This window comes from Labrys sp. KB_33_2 (assembly GCF_052114505.1).
GTDB lineage: Bacteria > Pseudomonadota > Alphaproteobacteria > Rhizobiales > Labraceae > Labrys.
Genome location: NZ_JBFREW010000002.1, coordinates 383,522 through 409,196, shown reverse-complemented (window position 1 = coordinate 409,196; position 25,675 = coordinate 383,522). Strand labels below are relative to the sequence as shown.

Annotated in this window: 23 protein-coding genes; 8 read left to right on the top strand and 15 right to left on the bottom strand. The window is 59.9% G+C overall.

All coding sequences use genetic code 11. From position 1 onward, the window contains the following. Positions 1 to 293: 293 nt before the first annotated feature. Entirely contained in the window at positions 294 to 1,346 is a 1,053-nt protein-coding gene (locus AB4037_RS05190) for a LacI family DNA-binding transcriptional regulator (protein ID WP_434961355.1), read from the top strand. 49 nt (positions 1,347 to 1,395) lie between these two features. On the opposite strand, the gene AB4037_RS05185 is transcribed toward AB4037_RS05190, so the two are convergent. After that, positions 1,396 to 2,352 carry a glycosyltransferase family 10 domain-containing protein gene (locus AB4037_RS05185; RefSeq protein WP_441770771.1) on the bottom strand — a complete coding sequence of 319 codons (957 nt, stop codon included), beginning with the start codon at positions 2,350 to 2,352 and terminating at the stop codon, positions 1,396 to 1,398. 307 nt (positions 2,353 to 2,659) lie between these two features. Between AB4037_RS05185 and AB4037_RS05180 the strand changes: the two genes are divergently transcribed. Continuing rightward, the gene (locus tag AB4037_RS05180) at positions 2,660 to 2,878 is read left to right on the top strand and encodes a hypothetical protein (protein ID WP_434960826.1); all 219 of its coding nucleotides are present in this window, start codon (positions 2,660 to 2,662) and stop codon (positions 2,876 to 2,878) included. Between the two features lie 151 nt (positions 2,879 to 3,029). Here the strand turns inward: AB4037_RS05180 and AB4037_RS05175 are convergent, their stop codons facing one another. Further along, positions 3,030 to 3,767 carry an outer membrane protein gene (locus tag AB4037_RS05175; protein WP_441770770.1) on the bottom strand — a complete coding sequence of 246 codons (738 nt, stop codon included), beginning with the start codon at positions 3,765 to 3,767 and terminating at the stop codon, positions 3,030 to 3,032. Between the two features lie 381 nt (positions 3,768 to 4,148). Here AB4037_RS05175 and AB4037_RS05170 point away from each other — a divergent pair, with 381 nt between their 5' ends. Further along, positions 4,149 to 4,322, top strand: a complete 174-nt coding sequence (locus tag AB4037_RS05170) for a hypothetical protein (RefSeq protein WP_434960824.1) — start codon at positions 4,149 to 4,151, stop codon at positions 4,320 to 4,322. Positions 4,323 to 4,707: 385 nt separating this feature from the next. Here the strand turns inward: AB4037_RS05170 and AB4037_RS05165 are convergent, their stop codons facing one another. Next, positions 4,708 to 5,763, bottom strand: a complete 1,056-nt coding sequence (locus AB4037_RS05165) for an extracellular solute-binding protein (protein ID WP_441770769.1) — start codon at positions 5,761 to 5,763, stop codon at positions 4,708 to 4,710. A 440-nt stretch (positions 5,764 to 6,203) separates the two neighbouring features. Next, the gene (locus AB4037_RS05160) at positions 6,204 to 7,463 is read right to left on the bottom strand and encodes a flavin-dependent oxidoreductase (protein WP_441770768.1); all 1,260 of its coding nucleotides are present in this window, start codon (positions 7,461 to 7,463) and stop codon (positions 6,204 to 6,206) included. Positions 7,464 to 7,795: 332 nt separating this feature from the next. Here AB4037_RS05160 and AB4037_RS05155 point away from each other — a divergent pair, with 332 nt between their 5' ends. Then, positions 7,796 to 8,206, top strand: coding sequence for a hypothetical protein (locus tag AB4037_RS05155; protein ID WP_441770767.1), 411 nt, complete (start codon positions 7,796 to 7,798; stop codon positions 8,204 to 8,206). Between the two features lie 116 nt (positions 8,207 to 8,322). On the opposite strand, the gene AB4037_RS05150 is transcribed toward AB4037_RS05155, so the two are convergent. Further along, complete coding sequence (locus tag AB4037_RS05150; RefSeq protein ID WP_441770766.1) at positions 8,323 to 8,586, bottom strand: hypothetical protein; 264 nt, start codon at positions 8,584 to 8,586, stop codon at positions 8,323 to 8,325. Between the two features lie 224 nt (positions 8,587 to 8,810). Further along, positions 8,811 to 9,509, bottom strand: coding sequence for a response regulator transcription factor (locus tag AB4037_RS05145; RefSeq protein ID WP_441770765.1), 699 nt, complete (start codon positions 9,507 to 9,509; stop codon positions 8,811 to 8,813). Between the two features lie 354 nt (positions 9,510 to 9,863). Here AB4037_RS05145 and AB4037_RS05140 point away from each other — a divergent pair, with 354 nt between their 5' ends. Further along, on the top strand, positions 9,864 to 10,493 hold the full coding sequence (locus tag AB4037_RS05140; protein ID WP_434960818.1) for a TetR/AcrR family transcriptional regulator: 630 nt from the start codon (positions 9,864 to 9,866) through the stop codon (positions 10,491 to 10,493). A gap of 129 nt (positions 10,494 to 10,622) precedes the next feature. Here the strand turns inward: AB4037_RS05140 and AB4037_RS05135 are convergent, their stop codons facing one another. From AB4037_RS05135 to AB4037_RS05105, 7 genes are all read right to left on the bottom strand, one after another. Then, positions 10,623 to 11,651 carry a diguanylate cyclase domain-containing protein gene (locus AB4037_RS05135; protein WP_434960817.1) on the bottom strand — a complete coding sequence of 343 codons (1,029 nt, stop codon included), beginning with the start codon at positions 11,649 to 11,651 and terminating at the stop codon, positions 10,623 to 10,625. After that, positions 11,648 to 12,676 (bottom strand): chemotaxis response regulator protein-glutamate methylesterase, encoded by a 1,029-nt coding sequence (locus AB4037_RS05130; RefSeq protein WP_434960816.1) that lies wholly within the window; start codon positions 12,674 to 12,676, stop codon positions 11,648 to 11,650. The genes AB4037_RS05135 and AB4037_RS05130 overlap by 4 nt, the downstream gene beginning before the upstream one ends. Next, on the bottom strand, positions 12,673 to 14,922 hold the full coding sequence (locus AB4037_RS05125) for a hybrid sensor histidine kinase/response regulator (RefSeq protein ID WP_441770764.1): 2,250 nt from the start codon (positions 14,920 to 14,922) through the stop codon (positions 12,673 to 12,675). Before AB4037_RS05125 ends, AB4037_RS05130 begins: the two co-directional genes overlap by 4 nt. Next, positions 14,919 to 15,599, bottom strand: coding sequence for a chemotaxis protein CheW (locus tag AB4037_RS05120; protein ID WP_441770763.1), 681 nt, complete (start codon positions 15,597 to 15,599; stop codon positions 14,919 to 14,921). The genes AB4037_RS05125 and AB4037_RS05120 overlap by 4 nt, the downstream gene beginning before the upstream one ends. Beyond that, entirely contained in the window at positions 15,596 to 16,837 is a 1,242-nt protein-coding gene (locus tag AB4037_RS05115) for a CheR family methyltransferase (protein WP_441770762.1), read from the bottom strand. Before AB4037_RS05115 ends, AB4037_RS05120 begins: the two co-directional genes overlap by 4 nt. Next, positions 16,834 to 17,253 carry a chemotaxis protein CheW gene (locus AB4037_RS05110; protein ID WP_434960812.1) on the bottom strand — a complete coding sequence of 140 codons (420 nt, stop codon included), beginning with the start codon at positions 17,251 to 17,253 and terminating at the stop codon, positions 16,834 to 16,836. Before AB4037_RS05110 ends, AB4037_RS05115 begins: the two co-directional genes overlap by 4 nt. 88 nt (positions 17,254 to 17,341) lie before the next feature. Then, positions 17,342 to 18,973, bottom strand: a complete 1,632-nt coding sequence (locus AB4037_RS05105; RefSeq protein ID WP_441770761.1) for a methyl-accepting chemotaxis protein — start codon at positions 18,971 to 18,973, stop codon at positions 17,342 to 17,344. 893 nt (positions 18,974 to 19,866) lie between these two features. Here AB4037_RS05105 and AB4037_RS05100 point away from each other — a divergent pair. Genes AB4037_RS05100 through fhuF form a run of 3 tightly spaced genes read left to right on the top strand, consistent with a single transcriptional unit; the run spans position 19,867 to position 23,950 of the window. Continuing rightward, a complete protein-coding gene (locus AB4037_RS05100; RefSeq protein ID WP_434960810.1) occupies positions 19,867 to 21,927 on the top strand; it encodes a TonB-dependent siderophore receptor in 2,061 nt (686 codons plus the stop codon). Positions 21,928 to 21,962: 35 nt separating this feature from the next. Beyond that, positions 21,963 to 23,210 carry an MFS transporter gene (locus AB4037_RS05095; RefSeq protein ID WP_434960809.1) on the top strand — a complete coding sequence of 416 codons (1,248 nt, stop codon included), beginning with the start codon at positions 21,963 to 21,965 and terminating at the stop codon, positions 23,208 to 23,210. After that, the gene (fhuF, locus tag AB4037_RS05090; RefSeq protein WP_441770760.1) at positions 23,207 to 23,950 is read left to right on the top strand and encodes a siderophore-iron reductase FhuF; all 744 of its coding nucleotides are present in this window, start codon (positions 23,207 to 23,209) and stop codon (positions 23,948 to 23,950) included. Before AB4037_RS05095 ends, fhuF begins: the two co-directional genes overlap by 4 nt. A gap of 75 nt (positions 23,951 to 24,025) precedes the next feature. Here the strand turns inward: fhuF and AB4037_RS05085 are convergent, their stop codons facing one another. Both AB4037_RS05085 and AB4037_RS05080 read right to left on the bottom strand, forming a co-directional pair. Beyond that, positions 24,026 to 24,220 carry a hypothetical protein gene (locus tag AB4037_RS05085; protein ID WP_441770759.1) on the bottom strand — a complete coding sequence of 65 codons (195 nt, stop codon included), beginning with the start codon at positions 24,218 to 24,220 and terminating at the stop codon, positions 24,026 to 24,028. 232 nt (positions 24,221 to 24,452) lie between these two features. Then, positions 24,453 to 25,448 (bottom strand): helix-turn-helix domain-containing protein, encoded by a 996-nt coding sequence (locus AB4037_RS05080; RefSeq protein ID WP_441770758.1) that lies wholly within the window; start codon positions 25,446 to 25,448, stop codon positions 24,453 to 24,455. Positions 25,449 to 25,675: the final 227 nt, after the last annotated feature.

Here is a 25,675-nt window from a genome sequence, read left to right as displayed (position 1 = left end):
GCGGTTCGCACAGGTGGCGAGCCGAGAGCAGGATCCAAGTCCTGGAGATGAAGTCAGCGTAAATTCGCCTGCCTTCTTGGAGAAAGGCGGGGTGTCTAGACGAGTATTGAAAGGTGATCACACTTCCCGGCGCGCAAGAATTGCCGACCGGCATCAAAGAGGCTCATAACCAGCCTATATGCCGGTCCTGCCACATTTTCCTCCCGTTCAACTTTGGTCGAACTCCTTAGTGATTGCGCAATCATTTTGCAAGGTCTATCTTTGCATCGAAAAAACAGCGACGGGCCTTCGACATGAAAAGACCCAAGAAACGTTCAGGGAAGAAACGCATAACATTGGTCGAGATTGCCGAGGCTGCGGAAGTTAGCGCTATCACCGTGTCGCGCGCCCTTCGCAATCCGCAATCCGTTTCGCATGAGCTCAGGCAACGCATTCAGCAAATCGTCGACGATCTGGGATATGTGCCCGATCCTGCAGCGAGCGCGCTGGCTTCGGCTCGGACGAATGTCATCGGCGTGCTGATTCCGTCAGTGACCAACAATGTTTTCGCGGATGTGATGCGTGGGGTCTATGCCGAGGCAGAGGCTACCGCCTTCCGGGTACAGTTGGGCAATACCCGCTACTCCCTGATCGAAGAGGAAAGGCTGCTCCGGGTGTTCCTCAGCCAGCGCCCGGCCGGCCTGGTCGTGGCCGGCATCGATCAATCGGAGGCGGCCCGTGCGCAGCTCCTGCAGGCCGAGTGCCCGATCGTCCAGATCATGGAGGTCGGCCACGACCCTGTCGATATGATGGTCGGGTTTTCGCACCATCGCGCCGCATTCGCTGCCACGAGGCATCTGGTGGAGCGCGGATACCGGCGGATCGCTTTTCTGGGTGCGCGCATGGATCCGCGCACGCAGAGGCGCCTTCAAGGTTTCATCCAAGCGCTGGACGAAGCCGGCTTGCTCGATGAAAAGCTCATCGTCACGACCCCCAGGCCATCCACCGTGTCGCTGGGTTGCGAGTTGATGTCAGAATTGCTGGCGCGAGCGCCCGACGCCGATGCCGTGTTCTGCAACAATGACGACCTTGCGGTCGGCGTGCTCTTCGAAGCTCAGCGTCGCCGTATTGCCGTCCCCCAGCAATTCGGCATTTGCGGTTTCAACGATCTGGACATCATGGCTGTCGCGAATCCCGGTCTCACCAGCGTCAGAACCCACCGAGAAGAGATGGGAAGGAAAGCCATGAGGATGTTGATCGACAGGATTGGCGGAAAGCATATCGAGCCGCGGCTGATCGATCTGGGTTACGAGTTGGTCACGCGGGAGAGCACGGCGCGCCATATGAGCATAACGGCTCCGGCCTGATGGTTGCCGGTACCTCGATCCGCCTCGGCTCCAATTCCTCGTGTCATTGCTATTCCGAGAGCCCAGTCGCATCTATTTCGATCGGCGAATCGTATTTGATTCGAGAAATGAGGTGCTCCTTTACACATTTACTGAGGCGCTGTGACCAGTGCGTCGTATAGTCTGTCAGTATATCCTCGAAAGTCTTGCGGAACGGCTTCGTTTTCCATTTGAAAAAGGCGTTATATGCTTGGTCGTCCGACGCCAATTCCAAAAGGTATTTTGCCAGGGACTGCGGGTCAGGATACAAACTGGCATCAATATAACACCGATCTCCCGGAGCAAATTCCTCGATATTAGGTGCGCCGAGATAGACCGGAACGGATCCCGCCCAAAGTGGGTCGAAGAATTTTTCGGTGACGTAGTCCTCGGCGCAGGCATTCTCAAATGCAATGGTGAATTTGTAGTCGGCAATCGTCTTCAGTTTGCTCCTACGTCCAAGATCAGGATCAAGGACGCGATTCCGCATAAACCGGCCATAGGAATCAATTGCTAGGTACTGGGCTAAGTCCTGGAGATAGCCAGATCTGCCACTTTGATCGAACCGGCTGGAAATAAAGGAAGCTACGAGCGTGTCTTTTTTGTAATGCGACGGCGGCCGACGAAAGCTTTCATGCATGGCGGCGATGTCACCATGAGGGTTCGCGTAATTCAACGTGACGTCTGCGGTTCGTCGATAAGTCATCGTGAGATCGAAGGCCGCCATGAAATTGGGGTCGGACATGAATGGATAGTGTTGCTCGCACTCCATGGACCAAGCGACCCAAAGCTGTCTTGGGCGCTTTTCCGGCAGCGTTTCGCCCGCCCCAGCGGTCGGCGTCCGCTTGAACCGCCATTCGGGCAGATGGAAGACGACTGCATCGGCAGCGCTAAAAAGGGTACGATCCGTCGAGAACTCGATTCCCTCAACAGGCCCGGGCAAATCGAGCGGCGCTCCCCATAGGGTATCGTGGAAAAGGATCAGCATGCTGGGATATGGCCACTTTCTTGAACCAGCCTCATAATATAAGAAATTATATTTGTTTTTTCAATACGTTTTTATATTACGCTACGTAAGTTTTGAACATCCTTTGTGATGATGCTTGCATTGTGATTGATCGATTGGGGCTTAGGCGATCAAGGCACGTCTATCCAAAGGAAGGACGGGCACTCGCCTCGCCTGAAGAGCTTGGAACCGTCGTGGGGTTCGCCAGGGTGCCGTTGCGTTAAGTCTAATTGGTGACTCGATCTGTTTCGGGGCCCCGGTAAGGTTCTTCCAAGAATGAGGAGGATACATGCCTAAGTACATCGTCCCGAAACGGCAAATCAGCCCATTTGGGCTTCGCATGGATCCCGAACTGCGAAAGCTCCTCGAAGGACAGTCGAAGCTCAAGGGCCTTTCTCTCAACTCTCTGATCGTCTCCATCTTGGAAACTCACGTCCACGGCACGATCAATCTCGTCGATCGAGTTGCCAAATTGGAGGAGCAGTTTCAGGAGGTTCTTACCAAATAGGGCCCTTATGGCGTTCAAAGGGGAGGTGGTAAGGAGAGCGTTTTGCAGAGTGTTGCCGCCCCCTGCCGCTATTCTCACGATCTGGCTGCAGGGCGCAGAAATAAAAGCCCGGCATATCGCCGGGCCTTGTTTGCATTCTGGCTGATGAGTATCAGAACTTGTAGCTGATGCCGAGATTGACGGTGGTCTGATTCCAGCCGGCCTTGACGCTCGGGTCCGTCACGACATAGCGCTTTTTCTGGAAATCAGTGTAGCGCACTTCCAAGCGGCCGATCCAATTCTGGGTGAAGGCATATTCGGCGCCGGCACCAATGGTCCACCCAATATGGGTGTTGGTGTCGCTGGTGCCGTAGGCGGTGCCGAAATACTGGCCGGAATCCGACAGCTTGCCGTTGGCGAAGGCGATACCACCCGTGGCGTAGAGCAGGATGTTGTCGAGGGCGTAGCCGGCGCGCAGCCGGGCCGAGCCCTGCCACTCGCTCTTCATCTGCAGGCGGCCGCTCCAGCCTCCACCATAATAGCTGTAGCGATGGCTGCCCTTGAGATCGGCGTAGTCGATATCCACCTCGCCACCGATCACGAATTGGTTGATCTGGTAGTTGTAACCGGCATGAGCGCCGCCCACGAAGCCATTCATATTGAAATGATCAGCAACCGACTGGGTCTGGGCCGGGGTAGGGGGCAGGAGCGGGCCGTTCTCGGAATAATTGTCGTTCTCGCGGCCCCAGCCATAGCCCACATGCAGGCCGATATAGGGACCGGACCAGTCATAGGGCGTATAGACGGGAGCGACGGGTTCGACCGGTCGCGGTGCGAGGTCGGCAGCGTCAGCGCCGCCGGCAACCAAGGCTGCGACCATCACGGTCGGTACGAAAACTGCCTTGAACATAAATTGTTCTCTCCCACATGTGTTCACCGAAAATCCAGCGGCTGGCGCTGAAACTTTCCTATTTCAGAAGCTATGGGGACGTCGCGTTTTCGAGTCAAAAGAATATAAATTACCTTAGGGAATATATCGCATTATCGGAATTATATGTGGCGAAATTGCAACAATTATCAGCGCTGTCGGCCAAATTTTACCTCCTTTCTATGCTTAATATCCACCACGCGCTTGGATTTCTCGAATTGTCTAACCAATATACACTCTAATCATTCATAATCGTCGCTTCGAACAGCCATATCGATTGACAGGCTCTAATCCGATACCTAATGAATATTGATTATGCGTTTAAATGGCATCCGCCTGCTGCGATATATGATGAGGTATGAGATGGCCGCCACTGCTGCGAAGAAACTCGATGCCGGGAGCGCCGCTCCCGTGGCCACTATCAAGAAGACGGGCATTCTCGTCGCCCGAGCCCCTTATGAAGCACCCAAGGTGCTGTCCTTCTCGGTCAAGGAATTGTCCACCGATAATGCCCTGTCAATGTTGGGCAACACCTGATCGCGCATTTTTGACGAACCTCGTCATGGAGCGTGTCTCCGCTCGCTGTTTAATGGCACTCACATCTCTGCTGCCGGAACCGCGAGCTTCGTGCTGATAAGGCCATCCGATTAGATGCGCCCCGATCTCGAACGCCCGGACCGGCTTGAGGGGATGCAGGGCACATTGACTTTGGCAACGACCATCTGTCGAAAATGCCCCTTGGCCCGGCCGGAGGCATGGGATTATGTTCCATAAGATATGTTATGCGAATTAATTCCCTGTAGAGCTCCGCTGAAACGGTCATACCTCTCCTCATTGGACATATCTCTTTTCCAAGGCGCAACGCCTTGGAAATTCAATGTGATGATGGCGGTGTCAAAGACACCGCCCGTGATTGGAGTGCTTACTTGCGAAGCTCGGTCCAGATCTTCTTGTAAAGCACGTCGACCTCCGGCGGGCACATCAGCGCCACGGTGCCATGGGCCTTGGCATCGGCGGGAACGACAATCTCAGGAGCGTCCCTCATCTCGGCTGGCATGTATTTTTCCGAGCCTGCGATGCCATTCGCGTAATGATGGAAGGTGGAGTTCAGTGCAGCGTTCTCAGGATCCATCATGAAATTCTGGAACAGCCTGGCGTTGTCGACATTCTTTGCTTCTTTCAGCACCGCCACATTGTCGGACCAGTACGTGAAGCCTTCCTTGGGATAACCGTAATGGATCTGGGGATGCGCCAGGCGCGTGCGCAGGGCCGCCCCGTTCCAGGTCAACGAGGCCTTGAAGTCGCCTGCCCCCATCTTTTCGATGGCATTGTATTCCATGGCGATCCAGTTCGGCTTGGCGGCCGTCAGAAGGTCACGGGCTTTCTTCAATAGCTGCTTGTCGCCGGTGCACTGCTCGCCGCCGACGTAGCGGATGGCGGCCGTAATGACGTCCTTCATCTCCGGAACGACGTTGACCTTGCCCTTCAGCTCGTCCGGCGTCTTGAAGATGATATCCCAGGTGTTGATATCGCCCTTATACGCCTCGGTATTGACGACGACGCCAATCGTACCCCATGCCCACGGCACGGAATATCTGCGGCCGGGATCGAAACCAGGATCTGCCCATTCCGGAGTGACGTTCTTGAAATTCTCCATCTGGCCGGGATTGGTTTCGAGCAGCAATCCTTCCTTGATCCAGATCGGCAGATAAGTCTGCGAGGGCACGACGATGTCGAAACCTGAACCACCCTGTCGCGCCTTGGCAAGGGCCGTATCGTTGGAATCATAGTCGGTGATGGTGACCTTGACCTTGTATTGCTCCTCGAATTTCTTGATGAGCTTGGGGTTGGTATAGTTGCCCCAATTATAGATGTTGAGCTCGCCTTCGGCATGAGCGACGCCCGTCATGGCAAGAAGCATCAGCACCGATCTGGGGATGGACCATTTCAAATACACAGGGGATTCCCTCCAACACATTCATCGATCTATCTGCCGTGAGGGCCTCGAACAGTCCAGAGGCTCAGCGCATGACTGTGAAGATATAGTCTGACCTATTTGACGCAGGCCCCGCGTGCAGCCAGATCGTTTTGGGTCAAGCCAGAGCAGCGTAGATGGATCGGCTACGAACTCGACGGTCTATTGGGTCCCCAAATCCGAGAGGTAAGCGGGCCGTGCGCCGCGTCACGTTTGCCCAGACACGGCAAGCTCAAACGCCTCAGCAACTGGTATCGCGGCCAGCCCGGCACGAAGCTCAATTTCAAAATGCCCAGTGCCCCCAGGTTATGCTCTTTCCAAAAAGGCCTTGGCGACAAGCGCGGACCGTGTGGGAGAACAAAGCCCCTCCCCGCCATTCCAATCAGAAATTGATTATATGAAATGAGTTTTTGAATTAATTTGTTAAATTGACACCTGATATTTCAAGTCGGGGGAAATGGTGGATCGGGTTGCGCTTGACGCCCAAATCCAGCCAATGAGGCGTAGCCACGCACGACACGCTCTCGCTCCTCATAGGTTGCAACGGCCTCGATATCGGCAAAACCGTCGGGCGCCCGAGCTTCCACCATATCGATCACGCCCTCGGGACCGCCCTTGCGATTGGCCAGGACGATCTGGGCGGTGCTGGGGCGTCGCTCTGCGTCATAAGCCGCCAGGGCCGCCTCGATCGTATCCGCGGCGCGGAGGTGCTCCGACAGGGATCGGGCGTCGAGAATGGCCTGACTCGCGCCGTTCGAACCGACCGGATACATGGGATGGGCTGCATCCCCCAGCAAGGTAACGCGCCCGAACGACCAGCGCGGCAGTGGTTCGCGATCGCAGTTGGGATATTCGTAGAACGCGTCCGTGGCTTTGATGATTGCGACGGGATCGACATAGTCGAGGTGGAAGCGGTCGCGAACGAATGGCAGGACTTCTTCGAGCACGCCGGGCCTGCTCCAGTTTCCCAGGGAGAAGCTCTGAACCCTCTCTTGGCCTGCTCGTGCCATCACCGCCCAATTGGTGAGGTGCGTCTCTGAGTTTTGTTCATGTTTTTCAATTGGATAGAACACGAATTTGGCAAAGTTTCCGCCCGCGATCGCCATGGTGCGACCGTCCTGCCATTTCGGCCAGGGGGTGGCGCCACGCCAGAGCATGATGCCGCTCCAGATCGGCTGGCCCTCTCCAGGATAGAGTGCGGCACGCACGGCCGAATGAATGCCATCGGCCCCCACGAGCAGGTCACCGACAGCTTGCGTCGGCCTGCCGAGGCTGTCCGACAGGTGAACGATGACGGCATTACTGTTTTGCTCGAAACCATTCACGCGGCATCCGGTGCGGATCACCGCCGGGCCCATCCGCTCGATCACGGCGCGATGGATCAGGCCGAGCAACCTACCTCTGTGAATGCTGAACTGAGGTGCGGCGAGACCTGCATCGATGCCGCGCAACTCGCGCCACACCACCTGCCCGAACCGGTTCGCATAGATCAATTCGCGCGTCCGGATGCCCGCGGCATCGAGTTCCTCGATCAGCCCCAGCTCCGTCAACAGGCCGACGGCATGCGGCAACATGTTGATGCCGACGCCCAGTTCACGCACATCCTTTGCGCCCTCGAAAATCTCGACGTCCACTCCCACCCGATGAAGGAACAAAGCAGCGGTCAACCCACCGATGCCAGCTCCCGCAATCAGTGCCTTCATGATCCTGCTCCGTATTCAGAATGCATATTTGGCATGAGGAAACCTATCATCCCAAGATCCAAGACCATCGCTGGCCGTCTCAGTTGGCTCGGTTCGCCTTCACAGTGACGAATTCGGGCATGATTCCTCCTGCTCTCCTATCGTACCTGCCTCAAGGACGAAGCAGTGCGCACTTTTCCGACATTCGACCGGATACGCCAGCTCGAAAGCCGTCGCCCTTCCCGCCAGTGTCGCCGACCGCCTTGCGCACGGCAACCGGACAGGTTTCACTGTTGCGCAAGCCGGAAAGCACGGACGGGCGGTCCCAGAGCGTCAGGACAAGGCGTGGAAGCATGGCATTTGCGATCAAGGCCGAGATTCGTGACCTGGATGCGGAAAATCTCAGCTTCACCGCACAGAAGACGATGTATGCCGGCAAGCATATCGCTGAGGGCGACATCATCTTCCTGTTTGCGAGCGAAAATGAGGGGGGCCAGGGTCTTTTCGCCCGTGGCGTCGTGACCTCTGCCGAGGCGGTTGCCAAGAAACAGGACACCCTTCGGCAGACCCCGCGTGTGAGCATTGCCGTGCGCCGCATCGCGCTTGCCCAGAGGCCACTGGGGCGCCGCGAGCTCAAACGTCTCAGCAATTGGCAGGACGGCCAGCCCGGCACGGAGCTCAATTTCAAATTCTATCGGCAAGCGACGAACAAGATCATCGGCATCACGGACGAGGCGGCGGTGTTCCTCAGCCAGTTCTTCTAGAGAGAACTGCTGATAAATGGATTAATATCTATAAATATTAAGCAATATCAATATATTATAGATATTTTCTTAACATTTAGATTAAGTATGATGCTATGGAGAAAAATGCTTCAAGTCTACGGATCCGGCCGGGCGACTCTGCGTGCGGCGATGGCCAGCAGCTTGAGGGTCCCCTCCAATGCCTGGCTGGCCCGATCAGTCTCGCCGCCTGTCGGGGAATGCGTATATTCGACACGCCCATTCTCGTAGATGTCGATCTCGAACCGACTGTCGGCGGCCGTCACCGTCAGGGTGATCGAGTCGGGCGTCAGTCGGTCCAGCACATACCAAAGGTGCTGCTGATCCAGCGTTCGCAACAGGCTGAAAAGTGGATGCGTCATGCTCGATGCTCCTCGAATCACGACCATGCCCACCGGCCTGTTGCGGAGGGCCGAGATGGCATTCCCCGCTCTTTGCAGCGAGGTGGCGTGTTCCTGGTCAAAAAACTATTAATAACAATAGGTTATAGAATGTTAGGTTCTGCGAGAGCGCGATTTGGCGGCCAATTCGGCTAACGCTCGGTCTGGTGACGATGTTCCGCCGTCCCTACCCGCAGGGTCGTGTTTCAGATGCCATCATCCGTCGCGTAGTCGCGCGTAAAATAGGCATTGGTCAAGGCCACAACCTCTGTTCTGTTGCGCGCATTGAGACGCTTCATGATGTTCCTGACATGCACTTTCACCGTGAACTCGCTCATCTCGAGTTCAGCAGCAATCAGCTTGTTCGGCAGCCCCCTGCGGATCAGGCCGACGACCTCGAGCTGCTTTGCGGTCACCCGATCCCGTAAGGATCCCCCGCCACTTGGCAAAGGCATGGTCTCGGTTCGAGACTGCATCACGCTGTGGGAGGGCACGAACACACCGCCGCTGCGGACCAGGCGAATGGCAGCGATGGCGACATCGACATTGGAATCCATGGCAATGAAGCCACTGGCACCCTGCTCCAGAGCCTTCGAAACGTCGCTTGCCGATTTCATGTCGGAAATCACCACAACCCGCACACCGGGCGTGACGGCAAGAACGCGCCTCACCATTCGCTCGACGGCGATTGTCGTCTCCCGTGTACCGGTGACGCACAGCAATGCGATGGAGGCGCCCTGCCCCCGCCTGCCCCACTCTTCGACGTCGGCGTAACCCTCCACCACCAATCCGGTTTCAGAGCCTGTCAGGCAATGCATGAGGCAGGTCCGGGTCAAGGCATTGGCGCAGATGACAACGACATGTGCGCTGGTATCCCGATATATCTGCACGGCTGGAACGGGCACGCTGTGATCGAGCGGGAGTTGCCCCGCAGTATGTTGCGGTATCGGCGCGGGAACGGCGTGCTGCTCGTCGGCGACCGGAGCGGTTGGCTTGCGAGGCGCCGACGAAGATAAGGGCATAGCGCGGTTCCAGCGGGTTGGTGCAGGCTCAACGGAGACCGCATGTGCCTTTGCGCACAGCCATTGCCTCAGCAGAACGTGAGGTTGCTCGAACGGCACCGCAATGTCAAATCCGAATATGAAATTGACATTTTAAAGCTCGTGGGTAAAAAGTTACTTCTCAAGAGACAGTGTCCAAGCTTCATGCCCAGACCCCTGCATGCCCGTCGTGTTTCGCCAGACAGCCAGGAGCGTGGCGTGAAGACGCGCCAAAACCTGATCGAAACGGCCGGACGGGTCTTTGCCGACAAGGGCTACCATGCGGCGACGAGCCGGGAAATTTGCGATCTGGCCGGCGTCAACACAGCGGCGGTGAACTATTATTTCGGTGGTATCCGCCCGCTCTATGAAGCGGCGGTGTCAGAGGCACGGCGCGAGGTCGTCATTCCGCCCGAGGCATTCGCGGCCATTCTGGAACACGCCGAGCCCCTGGATCAGCTCAAGGCCTATTATGGCCTGATGGCCCGGCGATTGCTGTCGCCGGCCGAACGCTCATGGCAGATCAGGCTGGTCACGCGCGAGATGGTGACGCCCACGGTCTCCACGCTGATTGTGGACGAGGATTTTCTGGCGCCCCAGGTCCATTGGCTGCGTGACCTGCTTGCCCGCATGCTAGATCGTCCGCTGGACCATCCCGACATCGGTAGGGCCGAACTGGCGCTCAACGCACCCTTCATGGTCCTGGCTACGGTGGAGCGCGGTGTGCTGGAATCCATCGCCCCGAGCCTGGCAGAGCGCGAACGGGAGATCGAACCGATGTCATGCGCGCTGGAAACATTCGCCCTCGCCGGCCTGCAGGCCCTGGCGCGCAAATGCCCCGGTCATTAGTGTCTCTTTGCGAGAGAGCACACGTTGCCGATGGCAAGGCGTGTTCACGGCAGAGCGCTTTCTTGGCCGAAGTCCTTGTTTAAACGCGTCTTTGCGATTCTGCGTGACTCAACGAGGTCGCAAAACGGCCTACAGGCCCGCCGCCGTGGTAGCGCGATTGCGGCCGGATCTCTTGGCTTCATACATCGCCTTGTCGGCCGCCTCGATCAATTTTTCGGGCCGGTCGTCGCTGGCGGGAACATGGGTTGCGCCGCCAACGCTGATGGTGACCTTGTCGGCGATCGGAGAGGCCGCGTGCGGCAGCCCTAGCGCCTCGATGGCCTGCACCACCTTATCTGCAAGAAAGGCAAGATCGCCCGCCTGGGTTTGCGGCAGCACCACGGCGAATTCCTCACCCCCCAGGCGTACTGCCAGGTCCTTGGGGCGATGGAAGGTGCCCCTCACCGCTGTCGCCACCGTTTTCAACACCTCGTCACCGGCAAGGTGGCCATAGGTGTCGTTATATTGCTTGAAGTGATCGACATCGATGATCAACAACGAGATCGGCTCTTTCGCGCGTATGGCCTGGCGCCACTCGGTATCAAGATATTGATCGAAATAGCGCCGGTTGCTGAGGCCCGTCAGGCCGTCAGCATTGGTCAGGCGCTGCAACTCGAGATTGGTCTCCATCAACTCCTGCTGGCTTCGACGCAAGGCACGATAGGCTTCGTCGCGTTGGATCTGGGTCAGATAGGCCGCAGAATGGTAGCGGATGCGCGCAATCAGCTCGATCCGGTCAGGCAGCTTGACGAGATAGTCATTGGCGCCGATCCGAAAAGCTTCGCTCTTGACAGCCGCCTCCTCCTCCGTCGAGAGCACGATGACGGGAATGGCCTTGGTGGCGGGGTCGGCACGATATTGGCGGACCAGGGTCAGGCCATTCATATTGGGCATCACCAGATCCTGCAGGATCACGGTGGGCTTCACCCGCTTGGCGATGGCAAGGGCCTCCAGCGGATTGGAGCAATAATGCAATTCGATCTCGATCTCATCGATCAGCGCGCGCCGGATGGCCTCGCCGACCATGATCTGATCATCGACCAGAAGGACCATGACCGACTGATGGATGGTGTCGAGGGAGGCGGCGCCGTGAGATTTGACGTCTGCTGGCTGGCTCATGGGGCAGTTCCTCTTCTCAGGCGCGGGGAGCCGAGCAGTTCGGTCAGACGCGAGGCGATTCTGTCCAGCGGCAGAATGTCCGTCGCGGCACCCAGGGCGGCTGCCGCCTTGGGCATGCCATAGACCGCACTTGTAGCCTGGTCCTGCGCGATAGTGTGATGTCCAAGTTCACGGAGCGCTTTCAGGCCGCGCGCTCCATCCGATCCCATGCCGGTCAGCAGGACGCCGGTCACCGGACCTTTCCATAGGCGTACCACGCTGTCGAAAAAAACGTCCACGGACGGACGATAAACCTGATCGACCGGATTGGGCGTATAGCCCAATTGCCCGCCGGCCTTGAAAACCAGATGATTGTCGGTGCCGGCGACCAGAACCTGTCCCGGCAAAGCGCGATCCCCCTCGCTCGCGAGCTGGACCGGAAGAGTGGAATGCTGGCTGAGCCAGTTGGCAAGGCCGGGCGCAAAGCGGGCATCGACATGCTGAACGATCACGATGCCGGCAGCACAATTACCGGGCAGGCTTTTCAACACCGTGGCCAATGCGGTGGGACCGCCGGCCGATGCGCCGATCGCGATGAGTTGCTGGGTCTGTGGTCGTGCCATATCGGCAGACCTTTGCCTGGGATTGCCGTCGGTGACCAGATTAGCGATCACGTCGATCTTTGCCAGGAGGGGGCGTGCCCCCCAACGCGTCTCGCGCGAGCCTAGAAGTGGCGTGTCGACCGCATCGAGAGCCCCCTCCCCCATGGCGGCAAAAACGCGTGCCGCATTGGTCTCGACGTCAGCTGTCACGATCAGGATGGCGCAGGGCGACTGCGCCATGATCCGACGGGTGGCTTCGATACCGTCCATGCGCGGCATGATCAGGTCCATCAGCACGAGATCGGGCCGGTCCCGGCTGCACAACTCCACTGCCTGCACACCATCGGCGGCGACCCAGGCAAGCTGATGCTGGGGTGCCATGGCAAGTACCCGGCGCATTGCTTCCACCGCCAGCGGCAAATCATTGACGATCGCGATCCTCATACCCCAGCCTCGCCAATCAGATCCACCACTGCGTTGATCAGAGTATCATCCTGGAAACTGCCTTTGGTAAGATAATAATCCGCCCCAGCGTCCAGGCCACGCTGGCGATCCTCCGCTCGATCTTTGTAGGACACGATCATCACCGGCAGCGATTTGAGATCGGCGTCCTGCCGGATGCGGTGGACCAGTTCGATCCCGTCGATGCGCGGCATGTCGATATCGCTGATCAGGAGATCGAAACGGCCATTGCGCAAGGCGTTCCAGCCATCCATGCCGTCGACGGCCACTTCGACCTCGTAGCCGCGATGGTCGAGCAGTTTGCGCTGCAGCTCGCGCACGGTGAGGGAATCGTCGACGACGAGCACGCGCTTGCGCCTTTCCTCCTGCCTGCCGGCCTTCTTTCGGCCAATCTGAGCAAGCTGATCAGCGGAGGAGAGTTTTTCCATGGAACGGATGATGTCCTCGACGTCGATGATCAGGAGTGGCGAGCCGTCCTCCATCAAGGCAGCCGCACTGATATCCTTGATCTTGCCGAGGCGCGGGTCGAGCGGCTGCACCACCAGCTCGCGACCGCCGAGGAAGCGCTCGACCACCAGTCCGTACATGGCACCGGGGCTGCCGACCACGACGATGCGCAATTCGCCGTTGGGATCATCAGCCGGCGGACAACCCAGCACCTGATGTGCCGCGACCAGGCCGACCAGCTGCCCATCGAGGTTGAAATGCTGGCGCCCTTCCAGGGTCTGGACCTGATCGCCGGCGATCTTGATGGCGCGCACGATATGGGCGAAGGGAAAGGCGTAGGGCTCCCCGCCGATTTCCACGATCAGCGAACGGACCACCGAGAGCGTGAGCGGCAGCTCCAGCTTGAAGCGTGTACCTTCGCCGAGCTCGGACGTTACTCGCACCAGGCCGCGAACCTGGCGGATCATCTCCTGCACGACATCCAGCCCTACGCCCCGGCCGGAAATAACGGTGACCTTTCCCTTCATGGAGAAGCCGGGCAGGAACAGGAATTCGAGCAATTCATGGGCGCTGAGCCTGTTCGCCGTGTCCGAGCTGGCAAGGTTTCGTGCAATCACGGTTTGGCGGATCTGTTCGAGATCGATACCGCGCCCATCGTCCGAGACGGTGATCTGCAACGTGCCCGCGCGGTGCGATGCTTCCAGACGGACCACGCCTTCGTTGGCCTTGCCGGTGGCAACCCTTTCGTCGGGGCTTTCAATACCGTGATCAAGGGCGTTGCGCAGGAGATGACCAAGCGGAGCATCGAGCCTGTCCAGAATGTCACGATCCACCAGCGTGCGCTCGCCGACGATCTCCAGCCGCACCTTCTTGTCGAGTTCGCGCGCAATGTCGCGCACCATGCGCGGATAGGCCGCGATGCCGTCGGAGAAGGGACGCATGCGTATCGCCAGCGCTTGATCGTAGAGCCGGTGGGCGAGCGTGGTGGCCTGATGGTCGGTGGCTTCCAGTTCTCCCAGTCGCTGCGACAGATGCTGCCGGCATTCCAGAAGGCGTTGCTGGGCCTTGTCGAGGGCCGATTGCGCCCGTTCATCCAGGGCGTGGACCGGCAAGACAGCGCGCAGCGACTCCAATGCACTCGCCGCCTCGAGCTGGAGACGCTTGAGGCGTTGCAGCGACTGACCGAAAGGTCCCAGCCATCGCGATTCCACCAGTGATTCACCAGCGAGATCGAGGAGCCGGTTGAGATTTTCGGCACTGACTCGTAGGGCCCGGTCGGTCGATCCGGAGGCTGAGGTCGTCTCCTCCGCCACTGGTAGGGGCAGAGGGGTGGGCTCGGGCGTCGGCTTCGGCACCGGCGCCGGCATCTCCGCAGCTTCGGCTTGAGGCTGGCTGAGTTCCAGGACGAACTGATCGGCTTCGGCCTGCCAGGCCTCGTCGCGCGAACCGCTTTCGAGATCCGGCGATCTGGCGAAAGTCAGAAGCAGATCCACGCCGCGCAGGAGTACGTCGATCCGACCGTGATCCAGCCGGGCGCCGCGCTGTTGGGCCAGAACGAAAAGATCTTCCATCGCATGCGCGATCGTCACGGCGGCATGGATCTCGACGATGCGGGCAGCCCCCTTGAGAGAGTGAGCGGCTCGCATGCAGGCCTCGATCTGGTCGGCTCGTGCCGGATCCTTGTCGAGCGCCAACAAGGCCGTCGTCATCGCCTCGGCCTGTCCTTCCGCTTCGATGCGAAACAGGTCGCGCATCGAGAATTGGCTGAGATCCTGTGTCATCGTGCCAGCCCCCTGCCGAGGGTCTCGAACAACGCATGCTCATCGAGCCGGCCGACATTTCTGTCGCGCCAAGACAGCAGGCCTCGGGTGAAACCCGAACTCGACTGGGCCACGGTGGCCGGCACAGGCTTCAGCTCCGCTTCCACATAGAGATGGGTGTACTGGACCTCGTCGACGGGAAACGCAAAGCGGGAACCGGCATGGTGGGCGACGATCAGCCGGCCCTGCGGCGAATGCTGCTCGCCGCCGATGAGGACCTGGGCGATCGAGACGCAGATCACCAATTCGCCGCGCACATTGACCAGACCCAGCAGCGCAGGATTGCGCCGGTGCGGCAGTGAATGGATGGAGCGCAGGCCGGTCACCTCGTCCAGGACCAGCGTGGGCAAGGCAAACCACTCGCTGCCCAACCGGAAGACCAGTACCGATTGGGTATTGGACGAACGCGCGATCGCGCCCGCCCCCGCTGGCGGAAGGGCAGCGGTGATCTCTCCTGGGGGAACGTCACGATCGAGCAATCGAGAGGCCGCGCGTGAAAACACCTCACAATTGTGGCAATGCGCATGGCGCCGGAGTTCCGGGCATGATTTGTCGCCGCGCACGCCGATCCGCTGCCAGCAATTGTCGATCTCGAAGGGCGACGCTGCGGCGGGAACGTCGGAAGCCAGGCTCGTCATCGCACTCTCCGTTCGTCCAGGCGTCGCAAGCGCTCGTCGAGCAGTCTGGCGCCGCCATGATCGCCCTGTTTCCTGAGCAGGAGGGCGAGATGGCCGAGCGCCTCGGTATTGGCGGGATCCAGATAGAGGGCCTTACGGTAATAGCGCTCTGCCGTGCCCAGATCGCCGGAGGCGTCGCTGATCAAGCCCAGCAGTGCCAGGGCGTCGGGAGTCGCGCCATCCTGACGGATCAACGCTTCGCATCCCCGCGCAGCCTCCTCCAGCCGGCCCCGATCGGCCAGCCGGCGCAGCTCGTCGAGGTTTGGCAGCGCTGTTTCCCGCTTCTTCTCGCGTCGAGGAGGCGGGGGAGTGAAAGGCCTCGGTTTCGGCAGTGGCGGCGGCTCCCGCCGTGGCGGGTTCGCGATTGCCGACGGCGTGGGTCTGGCCTTGGTGGTGCTTGGGCGGGCGCTTTCCTTGTGGAAGGCGAACGCCATCGGAATCTTGGTCGAGGTGAAGCCGTTGGCCCCCATCAGCCCGGCCTCCGAATGGCCGACAAAGGCGATCCCATGGGGCGCGAGCAGGCGCCGGATCACGGCGATCGCCTGCCTTTGCGTCGCCACATCGAAATAGATCAGCAGGTTGCGGCAAAAAACGAAATCATAGCTCGCCGGATCGGCATAGAAATGCGGCGCCACGATATTGCCCAGGCTGAACTGCACGGGGCTGCGGACGGCGTCCCGAAGCCTGTATCCGTCCCTGGTTGCTTCGAAATAGCGGTCGCGGAAAGCCAGATTCTCCCCCCGAAACGAGTTACGCCCATAGATGCCCTGTTTGGCAAGGGCAAGCGAGCGAGCGCTGAGATCAACGGCGTCGATACGGAATTGATCGACGGTCAAGCCCGCATCGAGCAACGCCATCGCGATCGTATAGGGCTCCTCCCCGCTCGAGCAAGGCAGGCTGAGGAGGCGCAATGGGCGAGAAGCATCGGCCTGGAGTGTTTCGCGCGTCACCAGCCGCGCCAAGGCAACGAAAGCCTGAGGAGCGCGAAAGAACCAAGTCTCGGGGACGATGACCGCTTCGATCAACTCCTGCACTTCTTCTTCGGAATTTTGCAGCAGTTCCCAATAGGCCTGGGCGCCGTCGAGCTTGCACGCCTTGTACCGCGCCACCACCGCACGCTCGATCGCCGACGGGCCGATGGAGGCTGCATTCAGCCCGATGACGCGCCCCAGGAATTGCTCGAAGCGCGGGTCGCTCACTGGCTGGCCACCGGCTGGCTGCGAACGGCGGTGAGAAGCGCAGCAGGGAGCAGGCCTTCCAGTTGAACACGCTGAACCAGGCCATGCGGGCCGGGCGCGAAAGGTGCGAATTCGGCCGGATCCAGCCGGAGCATCTCCGTGGCATTTTCCGCGATCAGACCCAGCAGGACGGTATCGTCCTGCGGATGGCGTATGACGATGATGCGCGTGCTCAGGCGCCGGCGCGCCGGCCGGCCAAGCTCGAGGGTACACAGATCGATGACCGGTACATAACGGCCGCGATATTCGAAGGAGCCGGCGACCCCCTCGGGCGCCTGACGCACCTTCTTCAATTCCGTCAACGGCATGACCTCGACGATCGGATCGATCGTCATCGCAAAGCCCTCATCGCCGATCCGGAAATAGAGGAAGAGCATTCTGGGTTCCGCCATATCCTGGAGAAAAGCGCGTTCTGGCGAAAACGCACTGCAGCTCCAGCTTCTTGTTTCCATGCGCCTTTGCGCGTCAGGCCATCTCGAGCTTGAAGCGTGCGATGCTTCCGCTGAGATTGCTGGCGACGTGATTGAGTTCGTCGATAGCCGAGCTGGACTGGCGCAGGGATTCCACCGTCTGCTGCGTCGCTTCGGTCAGCTGTATGAGCGCCTCGCTGATCTGCTCGGCCCCCGTCGCCTGCGCCTGCATGCCTTCGCTGACGGATTCATAGCGGGGCGTAAGCGCCTGCACCTGCGTGATGATCTCGGAAAGTTTGGCTCCGATCTCATGGACATCGTGCAGGCCGCGTCGCACTTCCTCCGAGAACTTGTCCATGCCCATGACGCTGGCCGACACGGCGGACTGGATCTCCTTGACCATCTGCTCGATGTCGTAGGTGGCGACGGCCGTCTGGTCGGCCAGACGCCGAATTTCCGAAGACACCACGGCAAAGCCGCGTCCATATTCGCCGGCCTTTTCTGCCTCGATCGCGGCATTAAGCGACAAGAGATTGGTCTGATCGGCAACTTTGGTGATCGCCGTGACGACCTGGTTGATGTCGCTGGCTTTTTCGTTCAGCACGGCAAGCTTGGCGGTGATGGAGCTGGCAGCGCCCATCACCTGGTTCATGGTGTCCTCCATATGGGCCAGCTCGACCTTGCCTCCCGATGCCAGACTGGCGGTGTGCTCGGACACCGTCACGACATCGGACATGGTCCTGACCAACTCCTTGGAGGTTGCTGCGATCTCGCGGGAGGTCGCACCGATCTCCGTTGTGGTGGCGGCGACTTCCGAGGCCGTTGCCTGCTGCTGTTTGGACGTCGCCGCAATCTCGGTCATCGACGTGCTGACGCGGATACCCGAGCGCTGGACCTGGCCGACGAGTTCCATCACTTCGTCGGCCATGCGGTTGTAGCCTTCGCCGAGATCGCCCAACTCGTCCTGCCGAACGATCTGCATACGCTGGGTAAAGTCGCCCTTGCGCATGGTGTTCATCAGCGTCTTCAACTGCAGCAGGGGCTTGGTGATGGCGCGCAGCAGCGAAAAGCCTGCAAAGGCGGCAACCACCAGGGCAAATGCGAAGGCCACTATCATGGCGCTCAGCAAAGAGAGGATTTCATTGCCGACGATATCGGGCAAGGCAAAGGCGCGTTGCTGGTTGAACGCTATTACATCGGTGAGGTTCTTGAAGGCCGTGTTGAAAGCCGCATCGACACCTGAAGCGGCCGATGCATTCGCCTCCCCGTTCCCAGGCGTGCCGTTGCGCGCCGCCGCCTGCTTGAGAAAGCCTTCCTTCAGGCTCTGATAGGAAGCGACCGAGTCCTTGAAGCGCGAGAAAAGCTGCCGATCGGCGTCGGCAACGATCGTTTCCTCATAGCCCCTGAAAAGTTGCTCCATCTTGGTCCTGCCGTCGGCAAGCTGATCGTCGGTCGGGGCCTTGGCCGCAGCCTCGCGTGACATGACGAAGGCAAGATAGTCGGCAAAAAGTCCATCCTTGACGAAAGCTGCCTGTCGTAGCCCGGCAACGGAGTCGGACTTGAGACTGGTGACATGGTCATCGATCGACTTGAGCTGCCAATAGGCAAACAGCCCGATGGCTAGAACGACCAGAAGGATAATGCCGAAACTCAGCATTATACGCGCGCGGATGGTTACTTGTTTCATGGAAGTTGCCACGTCATTTCAGTCTTGCAACGATCAGCACGTCGAGCATGGTAATATGACACGACCGTACGACGAAATCCGTAGGGAAAGCTATATCGAAATCCATGACGAGTAAGGCCAGGTTCCGCAAATGGAAGCACGCCGGACTGATGGACACTGGCGCTGAGGCCATACATGATTCATCCCCCACCCGAATCCTTCGCGACATGCTCATTCGGATCGACGGGCTTCCCCGTCGCATTCCTGCGACCATCGGCTCCGACAAACCACACGATCGGATCAAGGCGACCCCTTCGGAGCTTTGATTCTAGCCGACGCGCTCATGCAACCAGATATGCCAACCAAACATTAATCTCTTCATAATGAAGGACTTACTCCCAGAACATGCTTTTATGAAGGAGGCACATCCGTGCATGCCTGGCGGGTGCCGGCAGCCTGGGCAAAGCCCCCGTTTCAGCGGCCGCGGTCACAGGCCAACCCCGTGGTTACGAGACCCTGCCGATCTGGCGAGGCCCCTGCCCTACCTGGAGCAGGCATCATCCCATCGCCATGTTCGAGCGCAGCGGCTGCCTGTGGCGATCCACGATTCGAGGCGGCGCTCTTGACTTCCTGCCGCAGTGTCACTGGCAATCGATAAGATATATTTTTGTTTTTATAGTTTGGATTTTCAAGCATAAATGTAAGTATAAATTTACGAAAAATCTTATAATTATCTATATATTTTTAAATATTTAAATTACCGTATTATAAAGTGCCAATTTTGAATGATTCAAATATGTACTCGTTGACTTGAGTTGGAGGATATTGTTAGGCGGGTCTGACTTTTTCTTGAAGAAAGCTCTCGGCCTGTGAAACTTGAATCCGCCCTTCTGGCGTCCGCATCGCTTGTTCTGATGTCTGGTGCCGCCCATGCGCAATCCAGCGGCGCCGCGACGATCGAACTCGATCCGGTGGTGGTGGAGGGCAAGGACCGCGGCGGAGTAGCGGGCGTGATCGCAACCACCGGTTATGTCGCGACCTCCGGTCGGAGCCCCACCAAGACCGACACTCCTTTGCTGGAAGTGCCGCAATCCGTCTCCACCGTGACGCAGCCCCAGCTCGAAGAGCGCAAGCCACAGAATTTGCTCGAGGCGATCGCCTACACCCCCGGTGCCGTCGTGGGCATGTATGGCTTCGATTCCCGGTATGACGGTTTCATGGTCCGCGGCATCGACATGACCAATACCGGCGTGTTCCGCGACGGACTGCGGCAACTCAACAGCCCGAACGGCCTGTTCAGGCTCGAACCTTATGGGGTGGAAGCGATTTCCATCCTGCGTGGCCCGGCCGCTTCCATCTATGGTGCCAGCAGCACGGGCGGCATCGTCGACATCATCTCCAAGCGCCCGACCGAGACGCCTTTCCGCGAGATCGAATTGCAGACAGGTTCCTTCGGTCGGCTCCAGGGCAATTTCGACCTGTCGGGACCTCTCAATGCCGAGAAGACTGTATTCTATCGGCTGACCGGCGTCGTCCGCAATGCCAAGGCCGATCTGAGCGCCGGCCGGGACGACCGCGTCTTCATCGCACCGGCGATAACCTGGAAGCCCAACGATGCCACCAAGCTCACGCTGCTTGGCGAATATATGGATTCCACCGTTGGCGGCACTCAGGTCTACCTCAACCGCTACGCGCCCTATGTCGATAGCCAGGGCAACGTCACCGACAAGTCGGTTGGCGCCACCAAAGTATTCGCCGGCGATCGCCGCTACAACGACTTTCGCCAGCAGCAGGGGCGCATCGGCTACGAGTTCGAGCACAAGTTCAGCGATGCCCTGATCCTGCGCCAGAACGCACGCTATTCGCAACTTGGCACCAATCAGGAATATTACTATTTCGGCCCTGGCCTGACCCGCGAGAGCACGGCCGGCTTTGCCAGCGATACCAGCCTGGAAAGCCACTTTGCCACAGGTCCGCTCGAACACACGCTCGTGACGGGTCTGGACACCAGCTATCTGCATTACCGTTCGGCAGAAGGCTATGGCGGCGCGCCCCTTGGTGTCGACCCTCCGCTGACCACCCAGTCGAAGCAGACGCTGGCGATGACCGGCATCTATGTCCAGGACCAGGTCAAGTGGCAGAACTGGCGCCTGACGCTCGGCGGCCGGCACGACTGGCTCTATAGCCGCTTCAGCAAGGGCACGGTCGGCAGCGGCATGACGCAAAGCAAGAGCCGCGACACCAAGTTCACCGGACGGGCGGCCTTGAGCTATGTCACCGATTTCGGCCTCGCCCCCTATGTCGCGTATGGCACCTCCTTCACGCCCAATCCGGGTACGGTGCTCAATGGCGGCGTCGCCGTGCCCACCACCGGCGAACAGACCGAAATCGGCGTCAAATACGACATTCCCAACATGAACGCGTCGCTGCGCGCCGCCGTCTTCGACATGCGCCAGAACAATGCGGTGGTCTATGAAGTCATCGACGGTCTCAACAAGCAGGTCCAGCTCGACGTGCGCTCGCGCGGTGTCGAGATCGAGGGCGTGGCCTCGCTGACCAACGGGCTCAGCGTCCAGGCTTCCTATTCCTACAACGATGCCCGCATCCTCAAGCTCACTCCCGACACCGAGGGCAACCGTCTGTCGAGCGTGCCCTATCACATGGCCTCGCTCTGGCTCGATTATACCTTCCAGGAGGGGCCGGCCACCGGCCTCGGCATTGGCGGCGGCGTGCGCTATGTCGGCTCGAGCCTGGGCGACAATCTCAATCGCGCAATACTCGAAAACAAGCCGCGCACCTTCGTCGACGCCTCGATCCGCTATGACCTCGAAAACCTCAATCCAAAACTCGCCGGCATGCGCGTGCAGGTCAGCGCCACCAATCTGCTCAACGAGGTCAAGCAGATCTGCACGGTCGGCTATTGCTATTTCGACGAGGGACGCAAGGTCATTGCCAGCCTGCGCTACCGCTGGTGAGCAGTATCGAGCCCGTCACGTCGACCAGGTACGCTTTGTCCTCTCCACTCGCCATCGTGCTCGGCGTGGGCGGGCTCTATGTCGGCCAGAGCATCATCGGCGGCTTGACCTTCATTGCCTTGCCGAGCGTGCTACGGGAGCGAAACCTGCCGCTCGACCAGATCGGCCTGCTCTATCTGGCGGTGCTGCCCTGGGCCTTCAAATTCCTGTGGGCGCCGGCAGTGGAACGCTACAGGCTGCCGGCCACCGGCCATAGCCGTTCACGCTCGATCGTCCTGGTCGGCGGCCTGATATCGGCCGTCGGCCTCATCCTGACCGGGCTGATCGGGCCGACCAGTTTCATGCCCCTGCTCGCCGTGCTGCTGCTGATTGCCTTCGCCACCTCCACCAGCGACATCGCCTGTGACGGGCATGCGGTGGAAACCCTGTCCGAGCGCTATCATGGCTGGGGCAATGCGGCGCAGGTCGGCGGCGCCTATCTGGGGTCGGCGATCGGATCGGGGCTCTTTCTGGTGCTGGTTGCCCAGTATGGTTGGGGCGTCTCCTGCTTTGCCATGGCAGGCCTGCTGATCGTGCTCGGCCTGCTCTTCGTGGCCTCGCCGGCTCCGCCCTCTCCCGGGCGCGACCATCGGCCCTCTCTGCGCCAGGCGTTGCGGCGCAAGGACATGCATCTGGGCCTGGCTTTGGCAGCGGTCAACGTCATCGCCCAGAAGTGGGGCGTCAGCATGCTCGGCCCCTTCCTGATCGACAGCGGCCTCGACCTCACCTCGCTGGGCATCGTCAACGGCGTCGGCGGCATGGCCGTCGGTTTCATCTGTGCCCTGATCGGAGGTGCCCTCGTGCGGTTGTGGAGCGCGCGGACCGTATTGGCACTGGCGCTCGTCCTGCAGGCCATGGCGCTGTCGGGCTTGGCCTTCGCCGCCTGGAAGGGCGGGATCGGCCAACCCCTCCTGCTCATCCTCGCACTGGCAAGCTCGTCCGGCATCATGGCTCTCGGCTTCGTCGCACTCTATGCCCAGTTCATGGTGGTCTCCGATCCCCGCCAGGCCGGCATCGACTTCACGCTGCTGCAATGCATGGACGCGCTGGTGAGCATGGCGGGTGGCATGGGTTCGGGCTGGATCGCCCAGCATTGGGGCTATGGGCCTTATTTCGGCATGGCGGCATTTCTCGCTCTGGCTGCCGCGCCGATCGCCGCCATGCTCAGCCATCGCGTCGCCGTGCGGTCCGGTGCCTGGAAGGATCCGGTAGAGGCGCTGGCCGGAGTTCCGTACGGTCGATGATTGCATCCCTCGCGCCCTGTTTTGCTGGAAATCTCCATTGGTACAAGGAGAGCGTGGCGCTGCCGGGCGTGCATGGACGCCTGATTGCCGGTCGCAGCCTTCTCGAAAAAGGCGTGGCCGAGGATCTGATGTCACGCTTTGCCGACACCTATCCCGGTGCCGAGCGCCAGGCGCTTGTCTCGATGTGGACGCAATGGCATTTCGGGGCGCTGGTCATCCCGGCAACGGCCGCAACCTTGCTGCTCAACCGGGAACTGCCCGTGGATCTGGATGCGATCGGCATCGTTCCGCATGAAAGCGGGCGCACTGCCGCGCTGGTCATCCCGGATGAGGGCAGGCCGCATCCCGGCGATGCCACCAAACGCTTCTCGCGCCTTTTCGAAGGGCATGTCGAACCGCTGATCCACAATTTCGGGGCACGATTTGGCGTGTCCAAACGTTTGCTGTGGACCAATGCTGCTGCGATTTTCGAGTGGACATTGCAGCAGGTGCTGGACGTTGGCGTTCCCGGCCCGGTCGCCTTGGAGGAAGGCCGCGCTTTGCTGCAGCAGCGCAGTGGCGGCGATGGTCGTCCCAATCCGATTTGCGGGGCGGTTCGCTATCCCCTGGAACAGGGACAACCCGTGCGCCGGCGGAAAGTCTGTTGCCTGCGCTATCTTCTGCCGGGCGTGGAGGATTGCGGCAGCCTATGCCCGCTGCCGCAGATAAGTCGGAAGCAAAAAGTAGACATTCTCATTTAAGCAAAATTTGTATCATATTGTTATCGCTTCTTTTTTCTGAAAAGAAGTTCCACGCTCCGGCACAGTGCTCAAGGTTCAGTGCAGGATCTCGGCGATCCAGGCACTGTCCGGACCTCGGGCGAAATAGATACGGACTGGGCTCGCTTGTGCCTGGGGCGTGTCCTTCACCGTGGCGGTGCACGTCACGCCCGGGCGACCGACGGCGGGCACACAAGTATTGATATGGGCAGTCTGTTGCTGCTTGGCGGCCAGCGCGGGTATTGCGCGCATGGCGGCAGTTGCCTCTGCATCGCTCGGTTGGTCCAGGAGCAGAGCGGTCGCGGACGCCAGAAATACGAAAACCAAGCCATCCGCTAAAGTCCGGTTGATCGGCACGGCGGCCTCCTGTGTTCAACGTCGGAAGAACAGGCGGAGCCATGCTTATAAACCCGCAAGGGGGCAGAAATCGGATCGAGTGTTTCTGGCAGAGCGGCACGACTGATGCAGGCGGCCGGATGTCGATTTAAGCGGTGCCGGACATGTCCGGCGCAGGCGCCCCCGACGTGCCGGCACGACGGTTCAGCCGGCGATATTCTCCGGGTGGCACGCCGAAACGGGCCCTGAAGCTCCTGGAGAACTGGGCCTGGTCCGTGAATCCCCACTGATAGGCTATCTCGGCGGCCGTTTGGCTATTGGCGGGATTTTCGAGGGCCGTGCGGCAGGCCGCCAGCCTCTGATCGCGGATCCAACCCGCCACCGTCTGGTCGGTGTCGCGGAACAGGTCGTGCAGATAACGGATGGAAACCCCGCAGGCCCGCGCGATCATGTCGGGATCGAGGCGCCAATCGTTGAGGTGGGCTCGGATATAGGCCTCGATCCGGGCAAGATGCGCCTCGCGCACCGTCGAGCTGCCCGATGTCAGGATACGATCATCCGCCTTGACCGCCAGCACCAGCAGATCGATGAGCTGGCGCCCCACGGCAGTGCGGGCCTCCTCGTCCAGCGCCTCGAAGCGCCGCGGCAGGAGGTGCAGCATGTCCGCAAACAGGCCGCCCGCTCCATTGGCCGCGTCGAACTGCAGCGAACACAGCCTGTCCGGACTGCGGATACGCTCCGACAGGGGTTGCGAGGCCACCTTCAGCACCCAGAGATCGGCGGGATCGGCGTGGCTGAACTCATAGGGCTCGTGGCTGCGCTCGAGGAAGAAGCCGCCGGGCGAACAGCGCACTTCGCTGCCGCATTGGGAGAAAGAAACCTGGGAACGGGTCGGCACCGTCACCAGGAACTCTTCCTTGCGGGCACTGCGAAAATGATGCGGCAGGCGCAGATATTGCAGCCCGTCCGAAGAGAGCCGAGAGATCGATACGTCGCCGAACTGCCAGATGGTGAGGTCACCGAAGAAATGATCCGGATGGCGGAACGTCAGGTCGAGCGGGAAATAGGCCCCGGCAATGGCCTGGTGCCAGTGCCGGCTCCGATCCATGGTGCGGGTCGCGCTCGTGGTGACGGAAGTCTTCATGACAGCTCCACAGAACGGTTATCGAGACTAGGCGCGAGAGGCGAAGATGGCAATCGCGCGGTCCGGCCATCCGGCCGATTGTGCACTCAGCGTCAAACCATTGCTCGCTCCCTGCAAAGACGGCCGCCGGCAAACCTGATTGGCTGATGGAAACAACGGTGCGCGAGACGCCGCTGCAGGGGATCGTGGGGGACAGACTTCTCCCGCCTTGCTTGCGGCTGGCCGGA

Coding starts and splice junctions, on each gene's coding strand:
- AB4037_RS05135 (WP_434960817.1), bottom strand. CDS start 11,651: ATGAGCCAGCCAGCAGACGTCAAATCTCACGGCGCCGCCTCCCTCGAC.
- AB4037_RS05125 (WP_441770764.1), bottom strand. CDS start 14,922: ATGACACAGGATCTCAGCCAATTCTCGATGCGCGACCTGTTTCGCATC.
- AB4037_RS05155 (WP_441770767.1), top strand. CDS start 7,796: ATGGCATTTGCGATCAAGGCCGAGATTCGTGACCTGGATGCGGAAAAT.
- AB4037_RS05085 (WP_441770759.1), bottom strand. CDS start 24,220: ATGCGCGCAATACCCGCGCTGGCCGCCAAGCAGCAACAGACTGCCCAT.
- AB4037_RS05170 (WP_434960824.1), top strand. CDS start 4,149: ATGGCCGCCACTGCTGCGAAGAAACTCGATGCCGGGAGCGCCGCTCCC.
- AB4037_RS05100 (WP_434960810.1), top strand. CDS start 19,867: ATGTCTGGTGCCGCCCATGCGCAATCCAGCGGCGCCGCGACGATCGAA.
- AB4037_RS05185 (WP_441770771.1), bottom strand. CDS start 2,352: ATGCTGATCCTTTTCCACGATACCCTATGGGGAGCGCCGCTCGATTTG.
- AB4037_RS05165 (WP_441770769.1), bottom strand. CDS start 5,763: ATGTGTTGGAGGGAATCCCCTGTGTATTTGAAATGGTCCATCCCCAGA.
- AB4037_RS05120 (WP_441770763.1), bottom strand. CDS start 15,599: ATGACGAGCCTGGCTTCCGACGTTCCCGCCGCAGCGTCGCCCTTCGAG.
- AB4037_RS05110 (WP_434960812.1), bottom strand. CDS start 17,253: ATGCTCTTCCTCTATTTCCGGATCGGCGATGAGGGCTTTGCGATGACG.
- AB4037_RS05160 (WP_441770768.1), bottom strand. CDS start 7,463: ATGAAGGCACTGATTGCGGGAGCTGGCATCGGTGGGTTGACCGCTGCT.
- AB4037_RS05180 (WP_434960826.1), top strand. CDS start 2,660: ATGCCTAAGTACATCGTCCCGAAACGGCAAATCAGCCCATTTGGGCTT.
- AB4037_RS05105 (WP_441770761.1), bottom strand. CDS start 18,973: ATGAAACAAGTAACCATCCGCGCGCGTATAATGCTGAGTTTCGGCATT.
- fhuF (WP_441770760.1), top strand. CDS start 23,207: ATGATTGCATCCCTCGCGCCCTGTTTTGCTGGAAATCTCCATTGGTAC.
- AB4037_RS05175 (WP_441770770.1), bottom strand. CDS start 3,767: ATGTTCAAGGCAGTTTTCGTACCGACCGTGATGGTCGCAGCCTTGGTT.
- AB4037_RS05130 (WP_434960816.1), bottom strand. CDS start 12,676: ATGAGGATCGCGATCGTCAATGATTTGCCGCTGGCGGTGGAAGCAATG.
- AB4037_RS05150 (WP_441770766.1), bottom strand. CDS start 8,586: ATGACGCATCCACTTTTCAGCCTGTTGCGAACGCTGGATCAGCAGCAC.
- AB4037_RS05080 (WP_441770758.1), bottom strand. CDS start 25,448: ATGAAGACTTCCGTCACCACGAGCGCGACCCGCACCATGGATCGGAGC.
- AB4037_RS05190 (WP_434961355.1), top strand. CDS start 294: ATGAAAAGACCCAAGAAACGTTCAGGGAAGAAACGCATAACATTGGTC.